This is a genomic window from Actinomycetospora atypica (assembly GCF_042653685.1).
Classification (GTDB): Bacteria; Actinomycetota; Actinomycetes; order Mycobacteriales; family Pseudonocardiaceae; genus Actinomycetospora; species Actinomycetospora atypica.
Genome location: NZ_JBHSIV010000073.1, coordinates 1 through 5164 on the forward strand (window position 1 = coordinate 1; position 5164 = coordinate 5164).

General features: G+C 75.0%; 6 protein-coding genes and 1 pseudogene. 1 reads left to right on the forward strand and 6 read right to left on the reverse strand.

The features are described 5' to 3' along the window. Window positions 1–630, reverse strand: a pseudogene (locus ACFPBZ_RS29240) (hypothetical protein); the annotation flags it as partial. Between the two features lie 382 nt (window positions 631–1012). Here ACFPBZ_RS29240 and ACFPBZ_RS29245 point away from each other — a divergent pair. Then, entirely contained in the window at window positions 1013–1489 is a 477-nt protein-coding gene (locus ACFPBZ_RS29245; RefSeq protein WP_378039628.1) for a hypothetical protein, read from the forward strand. Window positions 1490–1502: 13 nt separating this feature from the next. Here the strand turns inward: ACFPBZ_RS29245 and ACFPBZ_RS29250 are convergent, their stop codons facing one another. The 5 genes from ACFPBZ_RS29250 to ACFPBZ_RS29270 form a co-directional block, all read right to left on the reverse strand. Further along, window positions 1503–2261, reverse strand: coding sequence for an SDR family NAD(P)-dependent oxidoreductase (locus ACFPBZ_RS29250; protein WP_378039629.1), 759 nt, complete (start codon window positions 2259–2261; stop codon window positions 1503–1505). Next, window positions 2261–3274 carry an acetamidase/formamidase family protein gene (locus tag ACFPBZ_RS29255; protein WP_378039630.1) on the reverse strand — a complete coding sequence of 338 codons (1014 nt, stop codon included), beginning with the start codon at window positions 3272–3274 and terminating at the stop codon, window positions 2261–2263. The genes ACFPBZ_RS29250 and ACFPBZ_RS29255 overlap by 1 nt, the downstream gene beginning before the upstream one ends. Before the next feature lie 23 nt (window positions 3275–3297). Further along, window positions 3298–3621, reverse strand: coding sequence for a putative quinol monooxygenase (locus tag ACFPBZ_RS29260; protein WP_378039631.1), 324 nt, complete (start codon window positions 3619–3621; stop codon window positions 3298–3300). Between the two features lie 84 nt (window positions 3622–3705). Beyond that, window positions 3706–4095: a type III secretion system chaperone family protein gene (locus ACFPBZ_RS29265; RefSeq protein WP_378039632.1), complete on the reverse strand. Its 390-nt coding sequence runs from the start codon at window positions 4093–4095 to the stop codon at window positions 3706–3708. A gap of 47 nt (window positions 4096–4142) precedes the next feature. Next, window positions 4143–5033 (reverse strand): serine/threonine-protein kinase, encoded by an 891-nt coding sequence (locus tag ACFPBZ_RS29270; protein WP_378039633.1) that lies wholly within the window; start codon window positions 5031–5033, stop codon window positions 4143–4145. Window positions 5034–5164 lie beyond the last annotated feature (131 nt).

The window sequence follows — 5164 nt, forward strand, 5'->3', positions numbered from 1 at the left end:
CGCCGGCGGGTCGGCGGGTCGCGCCGGGGCCTGGGGGCGGGCGGCCGGAGCCACGCGGCCGTCCCCCGGCCGGGACGGGAGCGGCAGCGGGGCTCCGGGGAGCGATCCGGGTGCGCTCGGCGCGGGGATGCCGGCCAGGGAGCGCGGGGCGACGGGATGCGGCGCGTCGGGCCGACGGGGACCCGGGCGCTGGGTGTCGGGGCGCTGGGTCTCGGGACGCTGCACTGCGGGGCGCTGGGGACCGGGGCGCCGCTGGTCGGGACCGGACGGGGCGGGCGGCCCGGACGGGGCGGGCGGGGGCGGGACGGCGACGGGGGCCCGCAGGGCGGTCGACCCGGCGGGGACGGCGGGCCGCGACGGGGCCAGCAGGCCGGTCGCCGCCCGGGCGGGCGAGGCGAGGACGGGCTCGGGCCGGACCGGATCGGGGTGGACGGGATCGGGGTGGACGGGATCGGGGTGGACGGGCTCGGCGTGCCGGCCGGCCGGGGCGCGGAAGGAGGCGGAGGACATCGCCGTCGGGAAGCCGATCGGCGGGGAGGGCGGAGCCGGGTCGTCGGCGGGGCGGGGGCGGAAGATCTCGCCGTAGTCGCGGTCGTCGGCCTCCCGCGCGGGGTCGGCCGTGTCGGGCACGTCGGCCCGGTCGCGTCCTGAGGACCGCGAATGCGCTCCCGCCACCGCTCACCTCCCGCGTCCGTGTCCCGTCGGCTCCGCTCCGGAGTCATCGTCTCGATTCGATCACGAGCCGATCACACTCCGGTGTCGTGCCCCGGCGACCTCGTTCCGGTGGGCCGCCATCAGCGAGGCGGCGCCGTAGATGCCAACGGCCGTCGGGCGGCGGGGCCACAGGGGTGATCAGCCGCGCTCCGTGACCGGATGGAAACATGCGGCGAGCGGCGTGCTCCGTTCATCCTGATGGGCGACACTGTCTCCGCTCGCGACCCGCCGACCGGTCGGCGACCGGGCCGGTACCCGTGATCACCATCCGTCAGCCCCGAACGCCGAGAGGTACGCGATGACCGACGAGCCGGAGGACCGTTCGGAGGAGGACGGGGTCGGCTCGGGTCCGGCGTCGTCCGACCGGCCGGGGCTCCTGGCGGGCGAGGCGGCCGCGATCGCCCGCTTCGGCGAGGGGCCCGCGCTGTTCTCCGTCGACGTCCCGGCGCCCCGGCATCCCCACCACGGCCCGCTGCTGCCGCACGGGCGCGTCGGCCACCACCCCGCCGGCCCCCCGGTCCGGCCGTCGACCGACCTCGTCGTGGCCCCCGTGCGGGTGCCGGCCCGCCGGGCCGAGGACACGACGCCGGGCTGGGTCCGGGCCGGCGTGGCGGCGTGGCACGGGGTCGAGGCCGCCGTCGACTGGACGGCCCGCACCGTCGTCGCGGCGGCGACCGCGCTGGGGACGGCCGCACAGACGGTCGTCGGGCGATGCCTCCGGCTCGTCACCGGCGACCGGGCCGTGGCGCCCGGTCCCCGGCCGACGGGCCCCTAGAGCCGGCGGGCCCCTAGAGCTGGACGCCCCGCGTCAGCGCGCCGTCGACGACGAGGTTCGTCCCGGTGATGAACGAGGCCGCGGGGCTCGCGAGGAACGTCACCGCCCGGGCGATCTCGTCGGGGCGCGCCATCCGCCCCGTCGGGTTCAGCCCGAGGGCGTGGGCGTAGAGGTCGGGGTTGTCGGTCTCGATCGACGCCCACACCCCGCCGGGGAAGTAGACGTTGCCGGGCGAGACCGTGTTGGCGCGGACGCGGCCGGCGAGCTGGTGGGCGAGCCCCTGCGTGTAGTGCACGATCGCGCCCTTGAACGTCCCGTACGGGCCCGCGGCGAAGTCGATCTCGCGGCCCGACACGCTCGAGATCGTGACGATCGCCCCGGCGTCGGAGGCCTCGAGGGACGGCAGGGCCGCCTCGACCAGGCGCACCGTGCCGAGCATGTCGGTGCGGAAGGACGCCTCCCAGTTCTCCTCGGTCCCCGGGATGGCCAGCGCCGAGACGTTCGCGACGACGACGTCGATGCCGCCGAGCTCGTCGGCGCACCCCTGGACCCAGGCGCGCAGCGCCTCGCCGTCGGCCACGTCGACCGCGGCGCCGCGCACGTCGTGGCCCGCGCCCGTGAGCTCGCCGACGGCGGACTCGACGGCCCCGGCGTCCCGCGCGCAGAAGGCGACCGTCGCGCCCTCGGCGGCCAGCGTCTCCACGACGGCGCGACCGATGCCCCGGGTCCCCCCGGTGACGAGGGCCTTCCGGCCGACGAGCTGCAGGTCCATCAACGACTCCCGGTGATCTCGGTGGCCCGGGCCCGCAGGTCGCGGTGGATCCCGTCGTAGGGGTCGACCCGGGGCAGGAACGCCTTCGACACCTTCGTCACGGCGCTGTAGTTCGTGTCGACGACGTTCGCGAGCGGCGACAGCGAGATCTGGGTGAGGAGCTGGTAGGCGTCGAGGGGATCGAGCCCGTGCAGCGCGCTCAGCCAGGAGATCATCTCCTTCTGCCCGATGCGCCAGGCGTCCTCGAGGGGGCGCGACGAGCCGACGGTGATCAGTTCGTCGTCGCTCTCCAGCCGCGGCCAGCCCGGCGCGGCGGTGCCCTTGACCAGCTCGACGATGAGCGTCACGTCCATCGCGCCCTCGACGGCCGTGCCGCAGGACTCGCCCTCGCCCTGCCGGTAGTGCCCGTCGCCGACGGAGAAGATCGCGCCGGGCTCGTTGACCGGCAGGTAGCAGGTGACGCCGGCCCGCATCTCCGGGGTGTCCATGTTGCCGCCGAAGGCGTCGGGCGTGAGCGACGAGCGCACCTCGCGGTTGGCCGGGGCGACCCCGACCGTGCCGAGCATCGGCGCCACCGGCAGGTCGACCGAGAACTCGCTGCGCCGGGCGGAGAAGGTCACGGTGTTCCGGGCCCGGTCGAGCTCGTAGATCCACGTCAGCTCGGGCAGGGCGTCGTGGAGCAGCGCGGTGCGGTCGGTGCCGGTGAGCCCGCCGAAGAACGGCACCAGCGTCGAGGCCCCCCAGTCGCGGGCGGGGGTGAGGTCGACGAGGTGCAGCACCAGCGTGTCGCCGGGCTCCGCGCCGCGGACCGAGAAGGGACCGGTCTGCGGGTTGAGGAAGCGCGGGTCGAGCGAGGCACTCGCCAGGTCGGTGACCGACCGGATCTTCCCGGCGAAGGCGTCGTCGCACCAGAGCCGCAGGACGGTGCCGGGCTCCACCTCCCGGACCGGGGCGGCGCCGCCGAAGGTCCAGGCGTACTCGTGCGGCTCGGGGCGGAACTCGACGACGTCCACGCGCGCTCCCTGGTGACTCGTGTCTAGCGGGGCTGGATCTCCCCCATCGGCCCGAAGCCGTCGTGCGGGGTGTCGATGTAGAGGATCTGCGGCTGCGCCGACACCAGGTCGGGCATCGCCTCGAAGAACTCCTTCACGTACGGCTGCGAGGTGTGCGTCGACCCGGCCTCGGCGTCGCGGAAGCCCTCGATGCAGACGTACTCGTTCTCGTCGGTGAGGCTGCGGCTGAACTTGAAGTACAGGCAGCCCTCCTCGGCGTTGACGTTCCGCGCGTAGGAGTCGGCCAGCTCCAGCCAGGCGTCGGTCTTCTCGGGCCGGATCTGCATGACGATGTTGATGACGATCATGGTCTCTCCTCGAGGTGCCGATGGCTTGTGAGCACTATTCCGTGCCCAGGCACGGATTAGTGCTCTCGGGCGCGAAGCGCACCTCTAGAAGCGGTCGGTCCCGGTGAGCTGGTGCTCGAGGCGGTCCGCGGTGACCGTGACCATGCGGAAGGGCGCCTCGAACTCGGAGAACGTGAGGTCCTCGAGCGGGGCGCTGTGCCGGAAGACGGCCGTGCCGTCGATCGCGACGGCCCCGCCGACCACGGCCTCCTCGGCGAGCTCGAGCAGGCGACGGGTGTCGATGTCGTCGAGCCTCGCGATCGGCGACTCGATCTGGATCCAGTCGTGCCCGTCGACCTCGCCGCGGTGGTGGACGTACACCAGCTGATCGCGGTCGTCGGTGGTCGGCAGGCGGAAGGTCAGGCTGTCGGCGTTCTGCGCCATCACCTCGTAGCGCACCCGCACCCACAGCACGAGGTCGTCCCAGCTGGCCACGGACACTCCCCTTCCGGCTCGACTCGGCCGAACCGTAGCAGCGGCCCTCAGCGGGCCCCGACGAGCTTGTCCCAGGCGAAGCTCCCGACGGTCGCGGTCGCGCCGGAGCGGTCGAGCAGACGCAGGAGGGCGGCGCCGTCGCGGGGTCGCTCGGCGGCGTCCTGGGCGGTGGCGCGGCGCAGCACGGGGACCAGCCGCGGGGAGAGCCGGCCGACGCCGGAGAAGGCGTCCGACGGCGGGCCGTCGAGGATGCGGCGGGCGATGTCGACGACGTTCTCGCCGTCGAAGAGGTGGTCGCCCCGCGCCGCGAACACCACGCAGCAGGCCCAGGCCCACACGTCGGTGGCCGGCCCGGCGCCGTTGCCGGTGACCTGCTCGGGGGCCATGTAGCCCGGCGTGCCGACCATGTTCCCGGCCGGCGTGTGGTGGGTCTGCCCCACCACGCGGGCGATGCCGAAGTCGACCACCTTGGGGCCCACCGAGGTGAGCAGGATGTTGCCCGGCTTGAGGTCGCGGTGGGTGATGCCGTCGTTGTGCAGGGCCGCGAGGGCCCGGGCGAGCGCGATGGCCATCCGGGTCAGCGTCTCGGGGTCGCGCACGGCGCCGCTCTCGCACACGTAGGCGTGCAGGGACGGCCCGTCGAGGCGCTCCATGACGATGTAGGGCATCGAGCCGTCGAACCCGACGCCGAGCACGCGCGCGGTGTAGTCGCCGGTGACCTTCTGGAGGGTCTGGCCCTCGCGCAGGAAGCGGGTGCGGGCGTCGACGTCGTCGAGCAGGTGCGGCGCGAGCACCTTGATCGCGACCTGGCCCGCGGTGCCGGCGCGGTGCCCGAGGTACACGGTGCCCATCCCGCCCGACCCGAGCCGGCCGGTGAGCTGGTACTCGCCGACGGTCCGCGGGTCGTGCGGGGTGAGCGGCTGCTCGGGGGGCGCCATGTCGATCAGGCGCGTCGCCGTGTGCGGCTGCGAGGGGCGTGCGGTCGGCGGCACCGGCGGGGCGGACGCCGCGGGACGCGACGCCGCCGTGGACCGGGGCGGCACGGACGGCGAGGCGGCGCGGCCGGGAC

Bases quoted from the DNA above. Each gene is read 5' to 3' on its own strand.
- ACFPBZ_RS29245 (WP_378039628.1), top strand. From the start codon at position 1,013: ATGACCGACGAGCCGGAGGACCGTTCGGAGGAGGACGGGGTCGGCTCG.
- ACFPBZ_RS29250 (WP_378039629.1), bottom strand. From the start codon at position 2,261: ATGGACCTGCAGCTCGTCGGCCGGAAGGCCCTCGTCACCGGGGGGACC.
- ACFPBZ_RS29260 (WP_378039631.1), bottom strand. From the start codon at position 3,621: ATGATCGTCATCAACATCGTCATGCAGATCCGGCCCGAGAAGACCGAC.
- ACFPBZ_RS29270 (WP_378039633.1), bottom strand. From the start codon at position 5,033: ATGGCGCCCCCCGAGCAGCCGCTCACCCCGCACGACCCGCGGACCGTC.